Source organism: Pseudomonas sp. S04 (assembly GCF_009834545.1).
Classification (GTDB): Bacteria; Pseudomonadota; Gammaproteobacteria; order Pseudomonadales; family Pseudomonadaceae; genus Aquipseudomonas.
This window is the reverse complement of sequence record NZ_CP019427.1, coordinates 4,414,720-4,433,909: the sequence shown is the minus strand read 5'-3', so window position 1 is coordinate 4,433,909 and position 19,190 is coordinate 4,414,720. Positions and strand designations below refer to the sequence as shown.

Genomic DNA, 19,190 nt, shown 5'->3' with positions numbered 1-19,190 from the left:
CGAGCGCCAGCACACAAGGGGCAGAGAGTAGTCGAAAGGCGGGGGGATATGTTGCTGAATCAATCACCGAGGACGGGTTGCTACCCGCCTCGGCGACAGGTCATTTACTGGCGATAGGATTTCAGGAAGTTACCGATCCGGCCGATGGCCATGTCCAGGTCGTCGAGGCGGGGCAGGGTCACGACACGGAAATGGTCGGGCCACGGCCAGTTGAATGCCGTGCCTTGCACCACCAGCAGTTTTTCCGAGAGCAGCAGGTCGAGCACGAATTTTTCGTCATTGTGGATCGGGCAGATTTTCGGATCGATCCGCGGGAAGGCGTACAGCGCGCCCATCGGCTTCACGCAACTGACTCCGGGAATGTCATTGAGCAGCTCCCAGGTGCGGTTGCGTTGTTCCAGCAACCGGCCCTGTGGCAGCACCAGGTCGTTGATGCTCTGGTAGCCACCCAGTGCCGTCTGGATCGCATGCTGGCTCGGCACGTTGGCACACAGGCGCATGTTGGCCAGCATGTCGATGCCTTCGATGTAGCTCTGGGCGTGTTGCTTGGGCCCGGAGATGGCGATCCAGCCGGAACGGAAACCCGCCACCCGGTAGGACTTGGACAGACCGTTGAAGGTCAGGCACAGCAGGTCCGGGGCCAGTGAGGCGGTGCAGATATGCACAGCATCGTCGTAGAGGATCTTGTCGTAGATCTCGTCGGAGAACACCACCAGGTTGTGCTGGCGCGCCAGTTCGAGCATGCCCAGCAGGACTTCGCGCGAGTACACCGCGCCGGTCGGGTTGTTCGGGTTGATGATCACCAGGGCTTTGGTATTGGGGGTGATCTTGGCCTTGATGTCTGCCAGGTCAGGGAACCAGTCGGCCTGTTCGTCGCACAGGTAATGCACCGGGTTGCCGCCGGCCAGGCTTACCGCAGCCGTCCACAGCGGGTAATCGGGCGCCGGCACCAGCACTTCGTCGCCGTTGTTGAGCAAGGCCTGCATCGACATCACGATCAGCTCGGAAACGCCGTTGCCCAGGTAGATGTCCTCGATACCGACACCTTCGACCTGCTTCTGCTGGTAGTACTGCATGACGGCCTTGCGTGCGCTGAACAGGCCTTTGGAGTCGCTGTAGCCCTGGGCGGTCGGCAGGTTGCGGATGACGTCCTGGAGGATTTCATCAGGCGCTTCGAAACCAAAGGGCGCCGGGTTGCCGATGTTCAGCTTGAGGATGCGATGGCCTTCCTCTTCCAGGCGTTTGGCGTGCTTGAGCACCGGGCCGCGAATGTCATAACAGACGTTGGCGAGCTTGTTCGATTTGCTGACCTGCATGGCGATGTGTTCCCGAAAATGAACGATCCAGACGTTGTATGAACTACCGTACTGGGAATCCTGCGTTCTCACACGAGCCCGGCGCCTCGGAGCGGTGCACCAAAATCCGTTTGAATGCGTGTAACGCGGCTGCCAGACTGGCGTTTGACGAGGCGCAATCATACGTGCCGCCCGATCCGTGGAAAAGGTACAGATCGGGCTTTTTCAGTTGCTGAGGTAGGACAATGGAAAAGATCCAGAAAACCCTGGAAGAATGGCGGGCCATGCTCGATCCAGAGCAGTACAACGTGTGCCGTCTCAAGGGCACCGAGCGACCGTTCTCGGGCAAGTACAACGCGACGAAGACCGCGGGTGTCTATCATTGCATCTGCTGCAACGAGCCGCTGTTCGACTCCCGGGCAAAGTTCGATTCCGGCTGCGGCTGGCCAAGTTTCTACGAGCCGATCGGCGCGAGCGCGATGGTTGAGATCCGCGATGTCAGCCACGGCATGATCCGCACCGAAGTGGTCTGCGCCAAATGTGAGGCGCACCTGGGGCATGTGTTCCCGGATGGTCCGCCGCCTACCGGCCTGCGTTACTGCATCAACTCCGTGTGCCTGGACCTGGTGCCGCGCGACTGAGGCAGGTTCTGGCTGGCTGGCGAAGGTCTGGTGCAGGCAGCCAACCCCGTTAGCCAGCCGGTACTCCCGGTCGGTTTTCGGCCAATTAAGTTGCGTACAATTCAATTGCTCGCTATGTTTATTGTATCTGCCTATTATTCGGAGCCCGTCCCATGACCGACAACCTGCTCGACATCCCGTGTACCACGATCAAAGGGGAACAAAAGACCCTTGCCGATTACGCCGGCAAGGCGGTGCTGGTGGTCAACACAGCCAGCAAATGTGGTTTTACCCCGCAGTACAAGGGACTGGAAGCGTTGTGGCAGACCTACAAGGATCAAGGCCTGGTGGTGCTCGGTTTTCCCTGCAATCAGTTCGGCAAGCAGGAGCCGGGCAACGAGGGGGCAATCTCAGAGTTCTGCGAACTGAATTTCGGTGTCAGCTTTCCGCTGTTCAAAAAGATCGACGTCAATGGCAGCGACGCCCATCCGCTGTTTGTCCAGTTGAAGAAGCGCGCTCCCGGTGTGTTGGGGTCTCAGGGCATCAAATGGAACTTCACCAAATTCCTGATCGGTCAGGACGGCAAGCTGGTCAAGCGTTTTGCCCCCGCGACCAAGCCGCAAGACCTGACGCGCGAGATTGAAGCACTGCTCAAATGAATGATCTGTCCGTTGATTCTCTGGCACTGGATGACCAGCTCTGTTTCAAGCTGTACGCGGCCTCCAGGGCGGTGATCCGGGGCTACAAGCCCTTGCTCGAGCCCCTGGGCCTGACCTATCCGCAGTACCTGGTGATGCTGGTGTTATGGGAGTGGCAGCAACAGCCGCCCGAGCAACCCACGGTCAAGGCGTTGGGCGAACGCCTGGCGCTGGATTCCGGAACCCTGACGCCCTTGCTCAAGCGCCTGGAGCAGATGCAGTTCGTCCAGCGCCAGCGCTCGGCCCGGGACGAGCGCGAAGTGCACCTGAGCTTGTCGCCAGCCGGTGTTGCCCTGCGTGAACAGGTGGGGCCGCTGAAGTCCAGATTATTGTGCGACAGCGGCTTCGACCTGCAGCAACTGACGCAATTGCGCGCGGGCCTCGATCAGTTGCTGGAGCAGATCAAGGGGCTTTCCTGAGCGGTATCCACAGGTCCAGCAGCGCGGCCAGTTCTTCGCGGCGAAAGGGCTTGGCCAGGTAATCGTTCATCCCGGCCGCGCGACAGCGCTCCCGTTCCTCGGGCATGGCATTGGCGGTCAAGGCGACGATCGGCAGGTCCGGCCAACGACCGCTGCGCCGGATGTGCCGGCTGGCTTCATAACCGTCCATGACCGGCATGTTGCAGTCCATCAGCACCAGGTCAAAGTGGCCGAGTTCCAGTTGGTCGAGCGCCTCGGCGCCGTGGGACACCACAATCACGTCGCTGCCCAGTTTGCTCAGCATGCCTTTGGCCACCAGCTGATTGACCGGGTTGTCTTCCACCAACAGGATTCGCCCCCGGCGTGGAGGTGACGGCGAGTGATCGGGCGTTGGGCTATCCCCAACGTTTTCCATGTTCAAGGCGCGACGCAAGGTCTGGTACAGCGCATTGCGCGCCAATGGCCGGGCCTGTTGCTGCAGAGGAGCAAGGGCGGCGCTTTCTTCGCTGGGCATGAAGTTGCCGTAGGCGGTCACCAGCAAGATCGGTGCGGCGAACGTCGAGCGCAATTCGAACAGGCAGGGTGGGCAGTCAGTAATCAGTACATCGGGGTCCAGGTCGTGCAGTGAGTCATCGAGGCTGCGCTGTTGGTAATTCAGGCCCCATCCGGGCAACAGGCTGCGCAACAGCTCGGCCAGGCCACTGCTGGCCGACGTGATGGCCACGACCTTGCCGTGCAGGCGAGCCGGCGGTGTGGCGCGAGTGTGCGCTGGCAGTGGCAGGTCGGCGCAGAACTGGCTGCCAAAACCCGACTCCGAACTGATGCTCAGTCGGCCCTGCATGGCGTTGCACAGGTTGAAGGTCAGGGCCAGCCCCAGCCCGGTGCCGCCGAACTGACGGGTAATGCCGGCGCCAGCCTGGGTAAAGGGTTGGAAGATCTTGACCTGGGCATCCTGGGCGATGCCGATACCGGTGTCGCAGACTTCGATCCTGACGCCATCCTCCCGTGTACAGAGGCGCACATCGACCCGGCCGAAACGAGTGAATTTGAGGGCGTTGGATAGCAGGTTACTGACGATTTGCCGAACCCGTGTCGGGTCGCCAATCACCTGGGCGGGAAACTGCGGATCGATCAGGCAGGTCAGCTCGACACTGGGTGCAGCGTTCTGCGAGAGCAGGTTGGCGGTGTCTTCGATCAATGAGCCGAGGTCGAAGGGAATGTGTTCGAGTTCCAGTTGGCCGGCATCGAATTTCGACAGGTCGAGAATATCGTTGAGCAGTTCTACCAGCACTTTGCCGGAGTCGTGGGCAATCGCCAGTTGCTGGCGCTGCTCGGCATTCAACGGGCTGTCGAGGGACAAGGCGATCATGCCCAGCAGGCCGTTGAGGGGCGTGCGGATTTCATGGCTCATGTTGGCCAGGAACACCGAGCGCGCCTGCGCCATGTCCAAGGCTGTCTGGCGCGCGATCTGCAGTTCCTCGTTGGAGGCCGTCAGGCGCCGATTGATCGCTTTCAGCTCGGCGGTGCGCGACGAAACGATGGACTCCAGTTGCCCGAGGTAGTCAGTCAGGCGATTTTCGGCGGCGCGCCGCTGCTGGATTTCCGTGGTCATGCTTTCGAACTGCTGGTTGGCCACCCTGACCAGCACCCCGATTTCATCGTTCTGATGGTGCACCGGGCATTCCAGCGGTGGTTGCTCGGCGATGCGCGGGTCACGCTCGCTCAGCTCGCGGATGACCCGTACCAGCGGCTTGGTCAGCATCACATAAAATAATGCCAGGAGAATGCCGCTGAGGATCAGGCTGCGGGCGAAACCGTTGAGCAGGGTGACTTCGGCCCGACGCAAGAAACGGCTGCCGAAGGCGTAGGTATCGACTTCCAGTGCCAGGGTACCAAGGGATTCATCGGGCAGATGTTCGAGGAACAACCGCTCCTTGAACTGGCGATCGGCACCAAACAGGAAGTCGCTGATCACTCGGTAGGTACTGGCCGAAGGGGCGCGTTTGACATTGGCCAGCACGGTATTGTTATTGTCGGTCAGTTGCGCGCCAATCACCGCAGGTGAGCGCAACAGGCCAAGCGTCAACTCCTGGGCCAGTTCGGCGTCGATGTTGTAGGCGATCCGGGAGGCGGGACTGTGGCTGATTTCCAGCAGGGACAATATTTCCCGGTTGATGGAAGCATCTTCGCTGGCATAATCGATGCCTATCTGCAGCAGACTCAGCAGCATACCCAGGACAAAACCGACCAGCACGGTGAGCTTGGCTTGCTTGTAGGACAGGCGGTTGGTGAACTTGATATCCATTGGGTGCGCAGCCACTTTCGTTTCCCTTCTGGGCCAAGCATAGCTGATCGTTACCGGGTTTTGCCGACGCGTGCAGCGCTCTGGCTCGCGACCCGGGACGGTGTCTGGCGCCAGGAGCGGGTTGGTCTGCCCATCATTACTGTGAACTGCCTTGAGGAGAAGACGTGGACTCTCGATTGAATGCCTTTCTTGAACGCGCTGATGCGGTTCTGGCTCGTATCGAGCCGCTGCTGCCAGCGCCACGCAGTGCCATCGACTGGACACAATGCCTGGCTGCCCGCTGGCAGCGTGAGGGACGCAGCGGTTTTCTGCTGCCACTTGAGGTCAGCCTGGATATGCGCCTGAGCGACCTGATCGGGGTCGACAAGCAATTGGAACAGTTGGGCCGCAATACGCGCCAGTTCCTCGATGGCATGCCTGCCAACCATGCCCTGCTCTGGGGCTCGCGAGGGACGGGCAAGTCTTCGCTGGTGCGCGCGCTGTTGGCCGAGCATGCCAAGGGCGGGCTGCGCTTGATCGAGATCGAGCGTGATCACCTGGCGGACCTGCCGCGGGTGGTCGAGCAGGTTGCCAAGCTGCCGCAACGCTTCGTGCTGTTTTGTGACGATCTGTCCTTCGAGGCGGGCGAGGGCGACTACCGGGTGCTCAAGAGTGTGCTCGACGGCTCGCTGGAGCAGGCCCCGGACAATGTCCTGTTGTATGCCACCTCCAACCGGCGTCACCTGGTGCCGGAAAAGGAGAGCGATAACGAGAACTGGAAAAGGGTCGACGGTGAGCTGCACCCCAGTGAGGCGGTGGAGGACAAGATCGCGCTGTCGGATCGTTTTGGCCTGTGGCTGTCGTTCTACCCGTTTACCCAGGAGCACTTCCTCAACGTGGTCGAACACTGGGTCGGCGAGTTGGCCACCAAGGCCGGCCTGGCCTGGCAACGGGATGAAGAGCTGGAAATCCTCGCGGTGCGCTGGGCTACTGGCCGTGGTAACCGCAACGGGCGATGCGCCTATCAGTTCGCCCGCTATTGGGTCGGGCTCAAACTGTTGGAGCAGCAGGCATGATTGATTTGCAAAACAGCGGCGCAGGCCTGGAGGGTTATGGCCTGCTGTGCGCACAGCTGGAGTCGTTGCTGGCCGATGAGCGAGATTTTATTGCCAATGCCGCGCAGTTCTCGGCGTTCCTGTTCAATCAACTCGATGACCTGAACTGGGCCGGCTTCTACCTGAATCGCAATGAAGAGTTGGTGCTCGGGCCGTTCCAGGGCCAGATAGCCTGCGTGCGGATCCCCTTTGGTCGCGGTGTTTGTGGCGCTGCAGCGGCCACGCTGACCACCCAGCGCGTGGAGGATGTGCATGCGTTCGCCGGGCATATTGCCTGTGACAGCGCTTCGAACAGTGAGTTGGTGGTGCCACTGGTCAAGGACGGTCGACTGATCGGCGTGCTGGACCTGGATAGCCCGTCACTGGCGCGCTTCAGCGTCGCTGACCAGGCCGGTATCGAGCAACTGGCCGCGATCTTCCTGCGCCTGACTGACTGCTGATCAGCTAACCAGGCCTGCTTTGGCGAGCAGGCTTTGTCGGTCCACGGCATCGATTTGTACCGGGTCGAGGTATCTGTCGGCGTACTGCTGATAGATCTGTTCCTCGATAAACAGGGCAAACAGCTGCGGGTCGATATGGGCATCACGGCACATGAACGCCATGATGCCGAGAGCCTCACTGAGGGTCTTGGCCTTCTTGTAGGGGCGGTCTGCGGCAGTCAGCGCTTCGAAAATATCGGCAATCGCCATCATCCGCGCCGGCAGGCTCATCTGTTCCCGTGTGAGTCGTCTCGGATAGCCGGTGCCGTCCATTTTTTCGTGATGCCCGGCGGCAATTTCCATGACGTTGCTTAAGTGCCCGGGGAAGGGCAGGTGGCTGAGCATCAGGATCGTCTGCACCATGTGATGGTTGATGATGTAGCGCTCCTCGCAGGTCAGCGTGCCGCGGGTGATGCTCAGGTTGTACAGCTCGCCACGGTTGTATTTGTGCGGCGGAACGTCGAGTTTGAAGCCCCAGGGATTGTCCGCGGGCATTAGCTCGGCACTGTTGCGTTCGAACAGGTGTTCGGGCTTATCCGCCAGCAGCGGCTCGCTGACCGGCAGCACGGGAGTCGGGGTGCGAGCCTGGCGGCGGTTCTCCTCCCAGGACAGCCCCAGCCGGTCATCCAGCGTGCGGGTCCAGGTGCGTTGGGCAATGTTGTGCAGCCGTTGCAGGTCGCCTTCGACCATGGCCTCGCCCCCCAGGTTACTGCGGGCGACAAAGGCAAAGTCGTCGTCGAGGGCGGCGAGGCTGGCGTCGCGCGTTACAGCCAGTGTCTGCCCGTCGCCACCTTGGGCGAGCCCTTGCCAGTAGTCGATCCAGGCATCGCGCTTGAGTACTTCGAAGCGGGTGCGGATTTCATGCAGGCGGTCGGTGAGGGTCTCAAGCTTGGTGGCTTTGTCGACCACGTATTCAGGTGTGGTGACTTTTCCACAGTCGTGCAACCAGGCGGCAATGTGCAGCGCTTCCCATTCATCGTCGGTGGGGTTGTAGCGTTCGAATTCCGGGGCCCGGCTGGCGGCGGCGGCCTGGGCGAGCATCAGGGTCAGGGCGGGTACCCGTTGGCAGTGGCCGCCGGTATAGGGGCTCTTGGCATCGATCGCTCCTGCCAACAACTGAATGAAGGCGTCCAGCAGCTGTTTTTGCTTGTGCTGCAGGCGCTGGCTTTCGATGCTCACGGCTGCAGCGCCGGAGACCGCCTGGATAAAGGCGATCCGGTCAGGGCGCAGCTTTTCGAGGTCCGCTTGCGCACCGCTGTCGGCCAGCAACAGGATCAGCACGCCGACGGTTTCGTTATGGCGATTGTGCAGGCGAATGCCGATCAGGTGCACGCTGGGGCACTGCAGCGCCAGCATTACACTTTGCAGATCGCCTGCCTGCTCGAATCCCAGAGTCGTCACCAGAGCGTTCTGGCTCGCCAGTGGGTGCAGCCAGGCAGGGGCCTGCGTGTCGTCAGGATCATGACTCTTGACGTTGAATGCCGAAAGGTCGCGTGATTCACCCTCGATGAACAAGCCATGGGGCTGGAGGCGGTTGCCTTCATTTTCCCGCAGGTATATCAGTCCCGCCTGGGCCTGGCCTATCTTCACGGTTTCCGCCAGGACTCGAAGCAGCAGCGGCTCGAAGCGGGTTTCCGCCGATAGGCTGTCGGTGATTTCAAAGAAGCTGGCCAGGGTCGCTTTCATGCGCGCCATGGAGACGCTGAGTTGGTCGACTTCCAACACCGGCGAGCGGCGTGCAACCGGGTAGTTGAAATCAAAACTGCGAATCGCGTCGGCTTCCTGCACCAGTGCCCGTAATGGCTTGACCAGGATACGGGAGGTCAGCCAGCCCAGTGGCACACACAGTAACAAGATGGCCAGGGTCAGTAGGGCGCCCTGCCAGCGCATTCGATAGGCATCGACCAGCAACTCCTCTTCGGGAACCATCACTGCCAGGTTCAGTCCCCGCGGGCCACCTTCCTGGATGCTGCTGCGAGCAAAGATCCATTGGCGGTTGCCGACCTCCAGGCGATTGCCACTGGCCGGGTGCATAAACAGGGCTGCCAGGGCCGGGCTCAAGTCCTTGACCTTGGCCAGGTGGGCCTTTTGATCATCGATGATCAGCTTGCTACTGTCGGGGTAGGCGACGGCATTGCCGTCGCCATCGAACAGCACGACTTCGGTGCCGGGTGTTACCTGGTGCTTGGCCAGGGTGGCGGACAGCTGGGCCAGGGTCAGGTCGGCGCCCACCACGGCATTGGGGCCGCTGTGGCGGGCGAGCGTCGTGCCGATGTTGTGGGTCGAAAAGAAGATGTAGGGTTCAGTGGTGATCTGTTCTTCGCTGCTGTTGGCCCGGTCGAACCAGGCCCGGGTGCGAGGGTCATAGGCCTCCTGCGGATTATCCAGGCGCCCGATCTGGTTCAGTGTCGCGTCATAGAACAGTGATTGTGAGCGGGTTTGCCCGGTGAGGATGTCACGATCGATGCTCCAGACCTGAAAGGCGGCTGCATCAGGCGCCTGCAGGGTTTTTTTCAGGGCATCGCTGCGTAATGGGCGGACCATGAAAAAATCGCCATCGGCATAACCGACGTACAGCGATGCCAGCTCGTTATTGTCCCTGAGGGATTGGCTGAAGGGTTTGAGCAGGGGCAGCCGGTGCGCCAGATCCGTTCCCTGTATCGCGTCGCTTTCTGCCAACAGGCTGAGCAATCGTCGAATGGGCTGGTAGGTGGTTTGCAGGTCCCTGCGCACGTCCTGGTCTATGCGTTCGAACAGCTTCTCACTGCTGGAGAGGATGATCTCGGTGGTTTGTCGATAATTGAAAATACCCAGCACAACGCCCGTGAACAGCAGCAACAGGGTGAACATCACGCTGATATGCACGTGCAGCGGCAATCGGCGTTTGTCCGGGCGCGGTGGGCTGGGCATTGCAGGCTCTCCATAGTCGATACGCACGGCTCAGCCAACAAGCATAGTTAATGGCACAACGGTCTGCTGTGAATCCTTGAGGCTGTCCGAGCGCCAGGGCCAGCAGGGTTCAAACTGTGGCCCGGGAGATGTCAGGTCGAAGATTGAGCAATCTCTCGTTGCAGTGCCTGCTCCAGTTCCAGCATGGCCTGCTGTATCGCCTCGGTGCAGGTCGCCAGCCTGGCCTCGGTGAACGCTTCGTGGCACATCCGCTCAAGTGCCTCACAGCTGTCCATCAGTCTGGTGGCCTGGACGATGCGGGCCGCGCCTTTGATTTTGTGGGCGATATCGATGAATCCCTCGCGCCCGCTGGCCGGCGACAAGTCGAGCAGTTCTTGGCGATCGAGGCGGTTGCTGTTGAGCAACTCGGTGAGCAGGCGCTGCACCAGTACGGGGTCGCCACCGGTCAGTGCTTGCAGGCTCTGCAGGCTGAAGGCCGGTTCCTCGGTGAGAGGACGCAGGGTCTCCAGGCATTGGCTGAGTGTCGCCAGGCTGATGGGCTTGAACAGGCAATCGTTCATTCCCGCCTGGCGACATCGAGGTTTTTCCTCTGGCTGGGCGTTGGCAGTAAAGCCGAGCACCGTACACGGTGGGCGTTGTTCATCGTGTTCGATCCTGCGGATGGCCCGCGCCAGTTCGTAGCCATTCATCACCGGCATGTTGCAGTCGGCGATCACCAGGTCGAAATGACCCTCTTGCCAGGCCGCCAATCCTTGCGCACCGTCGTTCGCCGTGACCCAACGATGCCCCAGGAACCCCAGTTGCTGGCTCATCAGCAGCCGATTTGCCGGATGATCGTCGACCACCAGCACGTTTAAGCAGGTCTGGCCAGGTGCGACCAGCGCCGGCAGTGGCTCCTGCACAGTGGCGTCTGGCAGCGGCGTCATGGGCAGGTCAACCCGGATCTCGGTGCCGACTCCCGGTTGGCTGCTCAGTTGCAGGTCGCCGCCCATCATTTCGCACAGGCTGCGGCAGATCACCAGACCCAGGCCGGCTCCGCTCCTGGCCATTTGGCTGGTGTTCTGCGCCTGGGCGAAGGGTTCGAACAACAGGCGCTGGTCGTCCGCACTGATGCCGACCCCCGTATCGATGATGTGCATGACCATCTGCTGCTGGTCGGCGCCCTCGACCGTCAACAACCGGACCTTGATGCTGACTTTTCCCTGCTCAGTAAACTTGATGGCATTGCTGATCAGGTTGGACAGAATCTGTTTCAGGCGCAGAGGGTCGGTCAGCACATCCGGCTGCGCCGCCGCGTCGGGAAAGTCGAGGCTCAGCGTCAGTTTCTTCTGCCGCGCGAGTCCGTCAAAGACCCGTATCACCGCTTCCAGGGTGACGCCGAGATTGACCCGTTCGGGCGCCAGGCTCAGGCGGCCGGATTCGATTCGGGCAATGTCGAGAATGTCACCGATGAGCTCCAGCAGGTCCTTGGCCGAGTTATAGGCCACTTCAATGGCGGGACGATCCTGCAGGCTATGTTCATCGCGTTCGAGGGTCAGTTCGAGCATACCGATCACGGCGTTCATCGGCGTACGGATTTCATGGCTCATGGTGGCCAGGAAGGTGCTCTTGGCGCGGTTTGCTTCATCGGCGCGCTCTTTGGCGGACCTGAGATCATCAAACAGCTGGCGTCTGTCGCTGATGTCGATCCAGCCGCCGATAATTCCCTGGACCTCTCCCGTGGAATCCCGATAGGGCAGGATCCAGTGATAGATCGTCAGTTTTGTGCTGCCGATGTGCAGGGTGCGATCGAGCAGCATCGGCACGCCCTCGGCCATCACTCGCTGATAGTCCGCCTGGTATTCCCCGGCTTCAAAGGCGTTGCTCATGGAGCCTTGCATGACGGTTTTGCCGATCACCTCCTCGCGTTTGGCGCAGAAGGTTTCCAGATAGCTGTCATTGCAACTTTTCAGCACCCCCTGGCGGTCGCGCACGTAGATGGGGTGGGGCGTGCCATTGACCAGCGTGTGCATGAACTCGAGCTGGTCATTGAGGGCGCGCTCAACCTTTTGCCGCTGTTTGATCTGGCGACGCATGTGGGCGTTCCAGGCCAGGAGCATGAGCAGTACCAGGCTGCTGCCGACCACCAGTTGGTATAGCTGGCGCTGGTAGTTGCGCCAGGTGCCACTGGCCGGACCCATGTAGCCACGCCAGCGGCTGTTGATGATCCCCAGTTCGTCCGGGGCGATACTCAGCAGGGCCTTGTCGAGGATAGTACTCAACTCAATCGCACCACGGGCGGTGGCCAGGGAAACTGCGGCTTGCTGTGTGCCGACCGTTGCGCTGATCTGTAGTTGGTCCTCGAACAACTGCGCGGCGATGAAGTAGTTGGCGATGATCAGGGATTCAACCGCGCCCTGGACCTGGCCCTTGGCAAGCAACTCCACGGCGCTGAAGGCGTCCTGCGTTTGCACCAGGTGGATACCCGGGTGTTCGCGTTGCAGGTAATCACGCAATGGATTGTTTTCGGTGATTGCCAGGCTCTTGCCACGCAGTTGCTCGAGATCCGTCGGGCTGCCGGGGCTCTTGCTGCTCAGCAGTACATAGGAGCTTTCCAGGTAGGGGCGGGTGAAGCTCAGGCGTGTCTCGCGCTCGACACTGGGGGCAATGGCGGCAATCAGGTCGACGCGGTCCTCCTCAATCAGGTTGAGCATGGCGCGTTCGCTTGGGCTGCGATGAAGCTCGAAACGCAATCCCGTCCGCAACCTGATGAGCTCCAGCAGGTCGGCGGTGATCCCCCGCAGGTTGCCATCGGAATCAAAGAAGGTCAGCGGCGCAAAACCATCGTTGACGGCCACTCGCACCACTGGATGTTGCGCCAGCCAGCGTTCTTCACGATTGCTCAACTGCAGTTTGCGGTCAGTCAGCAGGATGTCACTGCCGGCGCTCCAGCGTTTGGCGATGTCTTCTCGCTCACGGGCCGGCACCCTTGCCAGGACCGTGTTGATGAGGTTCAACAACTCCTGGTTGTCCTGCTTGACGGCAAAGCTGAAACCATAGGCCTCGTGTTTACCGAAGTTGGCCATCCTGACGTTTTTCAGATAGCCCTTGTTGATCGTGAAGTGAGTGGAAATTGTATCGCCAAGAAATACGTCAGCCTGATCGAAGGCCACGGCATTGATCGCATTCTGAAAGGACGGGTAGGGTGTAATGATGGCGTTGGGGTACAGGGCCGTTACCTCTTCCAGAGGCAGGTAGTGGTAGACCATGCTCAAGCGCATGCCGGCCAGGCCCTCGGTCAGCGAGCGGGTTTCGGTCTCCCGGGTGACCAGGACCGGTTGGTCTATGGCGTAGGGGATCGACAGCGCGATGTTCGATTTCCTGGCTTCATAGCCGTTGGCCGTGCCCAGCAGGTCTACATCGCCGTTTTCCAGTGCCTGGATGGCGGCTTCTCGGGAAGGGTAGCGCCGGATCTGGATAGGCAGGCCCAGGGTGCTGCCGATGATACCCGCGTAATCTGCGGTGAATCCTTCATAGTCCTGGCCCCGGATCGTCAGGTCGAATGGTGGATAGTCGGGTGCCGAAGTCCCCAGGACCAGTCCGGGTCGGTCTTGTACCCACTGGCGCTGTGATAGATCCAACTCAACGTCCATGGGTTTGGTCGTCGAGCGACTGAGCAGCGAGTAATTACCGATTTCTGGGTCTGCCATGCAGGCAGAGGCACTCAGGCAAAGTCCGACACTTAAATACAACAAATAGTCCTTTAAAGAACTGGGCATCCTGTCTCTCACACTAAAGCGTTGCGTTTTGCCATTTCGATGAGTTCCACCAGAGATTGTGCCTTGAGCTTTTGCATGAGCCTTTTTTTGTAGGTGCTGACAGTCTTGTTGCTGAGAAACATCCCTTTGGCAATTTCCTTGTTGCTGCGACCTTGGGCAAACAATTGCAGGACCATCAGTTCGCGGTCATTGACGGAACGGAACAAGTCGAGTTCGGCGTTCAGTTCATCATTGCTGCGCGAGGGGCTCAATGCCTGGCTGGGGAAGTAGTGATAGCCGGAAAAAACGGCGTTGATGGCGCTTACCAACTCACTCAGGTCTTCCTGTTTGCAGACGTACCCGCATGCACCGGATTGCATGCAGCGAATGGCGAAAAGTTCCGGGCTCTGTGCGGTCAGTACCAGGGTTTTCAGGGGCGTATTCATGCTGTTGAAGCGCGAAAGAACTTCCAGGCCATCCAGTTTTGGGATGCTGATATCGAGAATAATCAGATCAGGCATGCATTCGCGAACCATTTGCATGGCATCGACGCCGTTATCCGATTCCCCGACGACTTTGTAACCTTCATGTTCCAGCAACATACGAACGGCGAGACGAATGACGGGGTGATCGTCGACAATAAAAACGGTGTTCATAATCAAGTCCCATACGTGCGCAAATAAAGCGAGCACCTTAGCTCAGATAGCAGTAGCGACGTATGAACCGAGGGGGGCAGGAGTGCAATATAGGACGAGTCCTACATAAGAGAAGGCTAGGGATTACGCAGTAGGAAGGAATATCAGGAGGAAGTCTGCTGTCGAAAGCCTATGTTTAAACTTGTAAGTTGTAACGGGAAGGACGCTTGTAATTGGGTGGGAGACTCTGGGGGGCAGTAGTGACGATGCTCAGCGATTACGCTGCTCTGACATCAGCAGGTTTATAAGCTCGGTTTTTTTCAGCGGCTTTGCCAGATAACCGAGTAAGGGTAGTCGATGTTCATCAGCGGCTTTTTTCAAAGTGTTTAATTCGAGGCTGTCAAGGCTGCTCAGGAGAATGGCTTGTTGTATTAGTCCCTGCAGGCTCGCAATGCCAATCAGTTCCAGGCCGGGAAGATCTGGAAGGCATTGGTCGCAGAGTAGCAGTTCAAAAGGTTGATGTGCCAGATTCATCTTTTGTAGTGCATTGTCGGCAGTGTCGGCGGTAGTGACTTGGGTGAAGCCGTAACTGTTAAGCAAGCAAAGTGTTGCCCTGAGTTGAAAGGGGTGGTCTTCAACCAGCAGGATGCGTAAGTTGTAAGTTAACATTTGGCTTTCCTGGAAGAGAGATTGGCCTTGGGAGTGTCGGCGTTAGCTTTAATAGGAGATGGATTATCTTTTTTCTGTTGCTGGATATCTACCGCTGTATTGATTTTTGATCATAGTGTTCAGCATAGAAGCGAAGTTGTATGTGTACCGATACTCTCGTCGTCATTCAATTCGACGCTAACTGTAGGATGATTCCTGGGAGGCGCCGAGGACTGTAAGCACCCGTCGCGGCCCAAAGAGGTGGCGCGACGGGTGCATGGGTCACGGTCGGCTGGAGCGTCCGGTCATCTCCATGGCCATTTCGCTGGCATAGCTGTCGGTCATGCCGGCTATAAAGTCGATCATGCGTAGAAACGAGGCATGTAGCGGACCGTGTGGATCGGGTGCGTTATTACCTAGCAGATCGAGAATGCGACGGTTCTTGAATGAGGCCGTACCGCCGCCGTGTTGCTCCAGCGCCGCGCCACAGAAGCCGTTCAAGAGTATTTCCAGCGTGGTGTAGGCGCCGATTTCATGCAGGGTCTTGCGTTTATCCTGGAAGATTTTCTTGCGGGCCATGTCCTTGGCATTCAATACGCAACGTTTGGCCGGGCCATGCATGTGCTCTACCAGGTCACCTTGCAGCGTGCCCGCCAGCAGGGCGTCCTGTTGCTCGACGAAGGCCCGCGCCGCGGCGTTGGTCAGGTGTTCAATGGCCTTGCCGCGCAAAATCGCCAGCTTGCGCCGGCGTGAGTCAGAGGGGCCAAGCTGGCGGTAGGTTTCCGGCAGGTCATCGCCCACCAGTCCGAGCAACAGCGATTCGACCTCGGCATATTCCAGCAGCTCCATTTCCAGGCCGTCCTCCAGGTCGATCAAGGCGTAGCAGATGTCATCCGCAGCCTCCATCAGGTAGACCAGGGGATGGCGGGCCCAGCGTTGTTCCTCCAGTTGCGGCAGGCCGAGCTTCTGGGCGATCTGTTCGAGCAGGGGCAGTTCGCTCTGATAGCAGCCGAACTTGTGTTTCTTGTAGCCCAGTGAGTCGGCGTGTCGTGCGGTCCAGGGGTACTTGAGGTAGGTGCCAAGGGTGGCGTAGGTCAGTCGGGTGCCGCCATCGAACTGGTGATACTCCAGTTGAGTCAGCACTCGGAAGCCTTGCGCATTGCCCTCGAAGTTGAGGAAGTCGTTACGTTCCACTTCACTCATTGCATCCAGCCAGCCTTTGTTCGCGGCTTGCTGGAACCAGTAGCGAATGGCGTCTTCGCCGGAGTGGCCAAAGGGTGGATTGCCAATGTCATGAGCCAGACAGGCCGATTGCACCACCATCCCCAAGTCACTGGGCTCGCACCAGTCGGGTAGGGCACTGCGAATGGTTTCACCGACGCGCATGCCCAGCGAACGCCCCACGCAGCTGACTTCCAGCGAATGGGTCAGGCGCGTGTGGATGTGATCGTTGCTGTGAACCGGGTGGACCTGGGTCTTGCGGCCCAGGCGACGGAAGGCCCCGGAGAAAATCACCCGGTCATGATCTTTGTGGAAAGGGCTGCGGCCAAGTTCTTCCGGACTGTGCACAGGTTTGCCGAGGCGTTCACGGTTAAGCAGGGTCTGCCAATCCAAGGCTGATCTCTCCGTCAGGGAACTGATGCGCTAGCTTCCCGGTTCAAGCGCCAGGCTGCAAGCCCGACCGAAGCTCTCGGGCAAGAGCTTCGGTCGGGCTGACAATGATGTGTCGATCAGTCCTTGCGTGAGCTGCCCTGTAGCACCATACGAATCAGTGGCAGCAGCGTAGTGCCCAATCTGACTAGGCGGGTGGCACTGCGTATGCCGCCGCCCTTGGCGCCCTTGCCCGTCAGAAATCCGAGCAGGGTGACTGCAGCCACGCCCCACAGCGGGGCATGCTTGATGCCCAGGCCGTCTTGGAAGCTCTGGCCCATGCCCCGTACACGCTGCAGCGGCTGCAACAATTGTTGCGACTCGTGACGGATTTCCTGGCGATGCATTTCCATGCGCAGGCGCAGCAGGGCCTTGCGCATTTCCTTGCGGGTACTGTTCTTGGGGATTTCAGGCAGGTTCATGGCAGCAGGCGCTCCCGGTCATTGGCCAGCTCTTCGAGGGTCGCGTGGAATGGCGAGGACTCATCGAAAATTGCCGCTTTCAGGCGCATCCCGCAAAACAGCGCGGCGGCCGCATAGAACACGCACAGGCCAATGATCGCGGTCAGGCGGTAAGTGTCCCAGAGCAGAATCATCACCAGTGCCGAAATGCCCACCAGCAACAGCAGGGCGAACACCAGGGCCAGGCCGGCAAACAGCAACAGGCTGACTGTTCGGGCTTTCTGTTCCTGCAATTCGATGCCGAACAGCTCTACGTGGCTGTGCAGCAATCCCAGAAAAGCGGCGCCCAGGCGTCGCGGCGAGGAGCCAGTACCAGTCTCGGACGAGCCGGATTCACCGATAGCCATATCAGCGCCGTGTCGCCAGCAGGCCGATCAGGAAGCCGACACCGGCGGCGATCCCTACGGACTGCCAAGGGTTGGCCTGGACGTAGTCTTCGGTGGCCGTCACGGCGGCCTTGCCGCGTTCGGTCAGGGAGTCCTGGGTCAATTGCAGGGTTTCACGGGCACGCAACAGGCTCTGATGAATCTGGTCACGCAATTCGTCGGCTTGATCGCCAGCCAGGGTCGCGGTGTGCTCGAGCAAACGTTCGGTGTCGCTGACCAGAGTCTGAAAATCATCCATCAGGATTTCTTGAGCAGTCTTTGCTGTTTTGCTGGCCATGGTGATCTCCATAAGTGGCGTGTCAAAGGTTCGAGTATGGGCCTTGCACTAAGGTTCAGTGCAAATGACTGGTACAGCTTTTGCTATGTCCTGGTGCGCCGGGCGCTTCGATTGTCCTGAAACGGGCATGCCTGGCGAAAACCTTAACTCAAATAATAGAAACTCGCGGCAACATCGAAGCAATGATTGATCGCGTTGAAGTCTTTGCGCCAAAACGGTTCACCGTCAAACCGGGTTGAGACCAGGGAAAGTATCAACTTGGTGCGCGCACAGGCTCGACGAACTGCTTTGGTGCTATTTGCGGTTTGAAGGTCTGCCAATCCCATGGAAAATGTGCAAAGTGCAGTGGCCACCCTGGTCCATAGCTCCAATACCCTGTTCATCCTGATTGGCGCGGTGATGGTCCTGGCCATGCATGCCGGTTTTGCCTTTCTTGAAGTGGGTACGGTTCGCCAAAAGAATCAGGTCAATGCCCTGTCGAAGATCCTCAGCGACTTTGCGGTCTCGACACTGGCCTACTTCTTTATAGGCTACTGGATTTCCTACGGGGTCAATTTCCTGCAACCGGCCGCCGTGCTCAGCGCCGATCACGGGTATGGCCTGGTGAAGTTTTTCTTCCTGCTGACCTTTGCCGCCGCCATTCCAGCGATTATTTCGGGAGGGATCGCCGAGCGGGCGCGCTTCGTTCCGCAACTGTGCGCGACGGCGTTGATCGTGGCGTTTATCTACCCATTTTTCGAAGGCATGGTCTGGAACGGCAATCTTGGCCTGCAGGCCTGGTTGCTGGAACAGTTTGGCGCCAGCTTCCATGACTTCGCGGGCTCCGTGGTGGTGCATGCCATGGGGGGCTGGCTGGCCCTGGCGGCAGTGCTGCTGCTTGGGCCACGTAACGGGCGATACCGCGAGGGGCGACTGGTGGCGTTTGCGCCGTCGAGCATTCCGTTCCTGGCCCTTGGCTCGTGGATACTGATCGTTGGCTGGTTCGGCTTTAACGTCATGAGTGCACAAACGCTGCAAGGGGTCAGTGGCCTGGTAGCGGTCAACTCGTTGATGGCGATGGTCGGCGGCACCATGGCGGCCCTGATTGTCGGTCGTAACGATCCCGGCTTCCTGCACAACGGACCGTTGGCCGGTCTGGTGGCCATCTGTGCCGGCTCCGACCTGATGCACCCGGTGGGTGCGTTGGTCACGGGGGTCATTGCCGGCGCCCTGTTTGTCTGGTGTTTTATCGCAGCGCAAAACCAATGGAAGATCGACGACGTACTCGGTGTCTGGCCACTGCATGGCCTATGCGGGGCCTGGGGCGGCATCGCCTGTGGGATTTTCGGCCAGACAGCATTGGGCGGCCTGGGTGGCGTCAGCCTGATCAGTCAATTGATCGGCACTGCGTTGGGCATTGTCATCGCGTTACTCGGCGGACTGTTGGTATACGGCGTGATCAAGCGCCTGCACGGACTGCGCCTGAGCCAGGAAGAGGAGTACTACGGCGCTGACCTGTCGATCCACAAGATCGGCGCGGTCAGTCAGGACTGATGGTGGCCGCCCCGTGCTCGACGGTTTTTGGTGGCCAGCCTAG

Annotated in this window: 16 protein-coding genes; 6 read left to right on the top strand and 10 right to left on the bottom strand. The window is 59.5% G+C overall.

The window, feature by feature from the left end; genetic code table 11:
* Positions 1-104 precede the first annotated feature (104 nt).
* Entirely contained in the window at positions 105-1,316 is a 1,212-nt protein-coding gene (locus PspS04_RS19530; RefSeq protein WP_095168129.1) for a pyridoxal phosphate-dependent aminotransferase, read from the bottom strand.
* A 224-nt stretch (positions 1,317-1,540) separates the two neighbouring features.
* Here PspS04_RS19530 and msrB point away from each other — a divergent pair, with 224 nt between their 5' ends.
* The 3 genes from msrB (at position 1,541) to PspS04_RS19515 (ending at position 3,032) form a co-directional block, all read left to right on the top strand.
* Positions 1,541-1,936 carry a peptide-methionine (R)-S-oxide reductase MsrB gene (msrB, locus tag PspS04_RS19525; RefSeq protein WP_159997279.1) on the top strand — a complete coding sequence of 132 codons (396 nt, stop codon included), beginning with the start codon at positions 1,541-1,543 and terminating at the stop codon, positions 1,934-1,936.
* A gap of 152 nt (positions 1,937-2,088) precedes the next feature.
* Positions 2,089-2,574 carry a glutathione peroxidase gene (locus PspS04_RS19520; RefSeq protein ID WP_095168133.1) on the top strand — a complete coding sequence of 162 codons (486 nt, stop codon included), beginning with the start codon at positions 2,089-2,091 and terminating at the stop codon, positions 2,572-2,574.
* On the top strand, positions 2,571-3,032 hold the full coding sequence (locus PspS04_RS19515) for a MarR family winged helix-turn-helix transcriptional regulator (RefSeq protein WP_159997277.1): 462 nt from the start codon (positions 2,571-2,573) through the stop codon (positions 3,030-3,032). The genes PspS04_RS19520 and PspS04_RS19515 overlap by 4 nt, the downstream gene beginning before the upstream one ends.
* Here PspS04_RS19515 and PspS04_RS19510 read toward each other — a convergent pair.
* Positions 3,016-5,337, bottom strand: a complete 2,322-nt coding sequence (locus tag PspS04_RS19510; RefSeq protein WP_159998886.1) for a hybrid sensor histidine kinase/response regulator — start codon at positions 5,335-5,337, stop codon at positions 3,016-3,018. The genes PspS04_RS19515 and PspS04_RS19510 overlap by 17 nt on opposite strands.
* 164 nt (positions 5,338-5,501) lie before the next feature.
* On the opposite strand from PspS04_RS19510, the gene PspS04_RS19505 reads away from it, so the two are divergent.
* Positions 5,502-6,392 (top strand): ATP-binding protein, encoded by an 891-nt coding sequence (locus PspS04_RS19505; RefSeq protein WP_095168139.1) that lies wholly within the window; start codon positions 5,502-5,504, stop codon positions 6,390-6,392.
* Complete coding sequence (locus PspS04_RS19500; RefSeq protein ID WP_095168141.1) at positions 6,389-6,871, top strand: GAF domain-containing protein; 483 nt, start codon at positions 6,389-6,391, stop codon at positions 6,869-6,871. The genes PspS04_RS19505 and PspS04_RS19500 overlap by 4 nt, the downstream gene beginning before the upstream one ends.
* Here PspS04_RS19500 and PspS04_RS19495 read toward each other — a convergent pair whose 3' ends face one another.
* The 8 genes from PspS04_RS19495 to PspS04_RS19460 form a co-directional block, all read right to left on the bottom strand.
* On the bottom strand, positions 6,872-9,820 hold the full coding sequence (locus PspS04_RS19495) for an HD domain-containing phosphohydrolase (protein ID WP_159997275.1): 2,949 nt from the start codon (positions 9,818-9,820) through the stop codon (positions 6,872-6,874).
* Positions 9,821-9,951: 131 nt separating this feature from the next.
* Positions 9,952-13,578, bottom strand: a complete 3,627-nt coding sequence (locus PspS04_RS19490) for a transporter substrate-binding domain-containing protein (protein WP_159997273.1) — start codon at positions 13,576-13,578, stop codon at positions 9,952-9,954.
* An 8-nt stretch (positions 13,579-13,586) separates the two neighbouring features.
* Positions 13,587-14,213, bottom strand: a complete 627-nt coding sequence (locus PspS04_RS19485; protein ID WP_159997271.1) for a response regulator transcription factor — start codon at positions 14,211-14,213, stop codon at positions 13,587-13,589.
* Between the two features lie 249 nt (positions 14,214-14,462).
* Complete coding sequence (locus tag PspS04_RS19480; RefSeq protein ID WP_159997269.1) at positions 14,463-14,861, bottom strand: response regulator; 399 nt, start codon at positions 14,859-14,861, stop codon at positions 14,463-14,465.
* A gap of 261 nt (positions 14,862-15,122) precedes the next feature.
* Positions 15,123-16,454, bottom strand: a complete 1,332-nt coding sequence (locus PspS04_RS19475) for a deoxyguanosinetriphosphate triphosphohydrolase (RefSeq protein ID WP_095168150.1) — start codon at positions 16,452-16,454, stop codon at positions 15,123-15,125.
* Positions 16,455-16,570: 116 nt separating this feature from the next.
* Complete coding sequence (locus PspS04_RS19470) at positions 16,571-16,912, bottom strand: hypothetical protein (RefSeq protein ID WP_095168152.1); 342 nt, start codon at positions 16,910-16,912, stop codon at positions 16,571-16,573.
* Positions 16,909-17,298, bottom strand: coding sequence for a phage holin family protein (locus PspS04_RS19465; protein ID WP_095168154.1), 390 nt, complete (start codon positions 17,296-17,298; stop codon positions 16,909-16,911). The genes PspS04_RS19470 and PspS04_RS19465 overlap by 4 nt, the downstream gene beginning before the upstream one ends.
* Position 17,299: 1 nt before the next feature.
* Positions 17,300-17,614 (bottom strand): DUF883 family protein, encoded by a 315-nt coding sequence (locus tag PspS04_RS19460; RefSeq protein WP_095168156.1) that lies wholly within the window; start codon positions 17,612-17,614, stop codon positions 17,300-17,302.
* Between the two features lie 324 nt (positions 17,615-17,938).
* On the opposite strand from PspS04_RS19460, the gene PspS04_RS19455 reads away from it, so the two are divergent.
* The gene (locus PspS04_RS19455; RefSeq protein ID WP_159997267.1) at positions 17,939-19,147 is read left to right on the top strand and encodes an ammonium transporter; all 1,209 of its coding nucleotides are present in this window, start codon (positions 17,939-17,941) and stop codon (positions 19,145-19,147) included.
* Positions 19,148-19,190: the final 43 nt, after the last annotated feature.

Bases quoted from the DNA above. Each gene is read 5' to 3' on its own strand.
- PspS04_RS19460 (WP_095168156.1), bottom strand. From the start codon at position 17,614: ATGGCCAGCAAAACAGCAAAGACTGCTCAAGAAATCCTGATGGATGAT.
- PspS04_RS19465 (WP_095168154.1), bottom strand. From the start codon at position 17,298: ATGGCTATCGGTGAATCCGGCTCGTCCGAGACTGGTACTGGCTCCTCG.
- PspS04_RS19470 (WP_095168152.1), bottom strand. From the start codon at position 16,912: ATGAACCTGCCTGAAATCCCCAAGAACAGTACCCGCAAGGAAATGCGC.
- PspS04_RS19485 (WP_159997271.1), bottom strand. From the start codon at position 14,213: ATGAACACCGTTTTTATTGTCGACGATCACCCCGTCATTCGTCTCGCC.
- PspS04_RS19455 (WP_159997267.1), top strand. From the start codon at position 17,939: ATGGAAAATGTGCAAAGTGCAGTGGCCACCCTGGTCCATAGCTCCAAT.
- PspS04_RS19500 (WP_095168141.1), top strand. From the start codon at position 6,389: ATGATTGATTTGCAAAACAGCGGCGCAGGCCTGGAGGGTTATGGCCTG.
- PspS04_RS19490 (WP_159997273.1), bottom strand. From the start codon at position 13,578: ATGCCCAGTTCTTTAAAGGACTATTTGTTGTATTTAAGTGTCGGACTT.
- PspS04_RS19510 (WP_159998886.1), bottom strand. From the start codon at position 5,337: ATGGATATCAAGTTCACCAACCGCCTGTCCTACAAGCAAGCCAAGCTC.
- PspS04_RS19515 (WP_159997277.1), top strand. From the start codon at position 2,571: ATGAATGATCTGTCCGTTGATTCTCTGGCACTGGATGACCAGCTCTGT.
- PspS04_RS19520 (WP_095168133.1), top strand. From the start codon at position 2,089: ATGACCGACAACCTGCTCGACATCCCGTGTACCACGATCAAAGGGGAA.
- msrB (WP_159997279.1), top strand. From the start codon at position 1,541: ATGGAAAAGATCCAGAAAACCCTGGAAGAATGGCGGGCCATGCTCGAT.
- PspS04_RS19530 (WP_095168129.1), bottom strand. From the start codon at position 1,316: ATGCAGGTCAGCAAATCGAACAAGCTCGCCAACGTCTGTTATGACATT.
- PspS04_RS19495 (WP_159997275.1), bottom strand. From the start codon at position 9,820: ATGCCCAGCCCACCGCGCCCGGACAAACGCCGATTGCCGCTGCACGTG.
- PspS04_RS19480 (WP_159997269.1), bottom strand. From the start codon at position 14,861: ATGTTAACTTACAACTTACGCATCCTGCTGGTTGAAGACCACCCCTTT.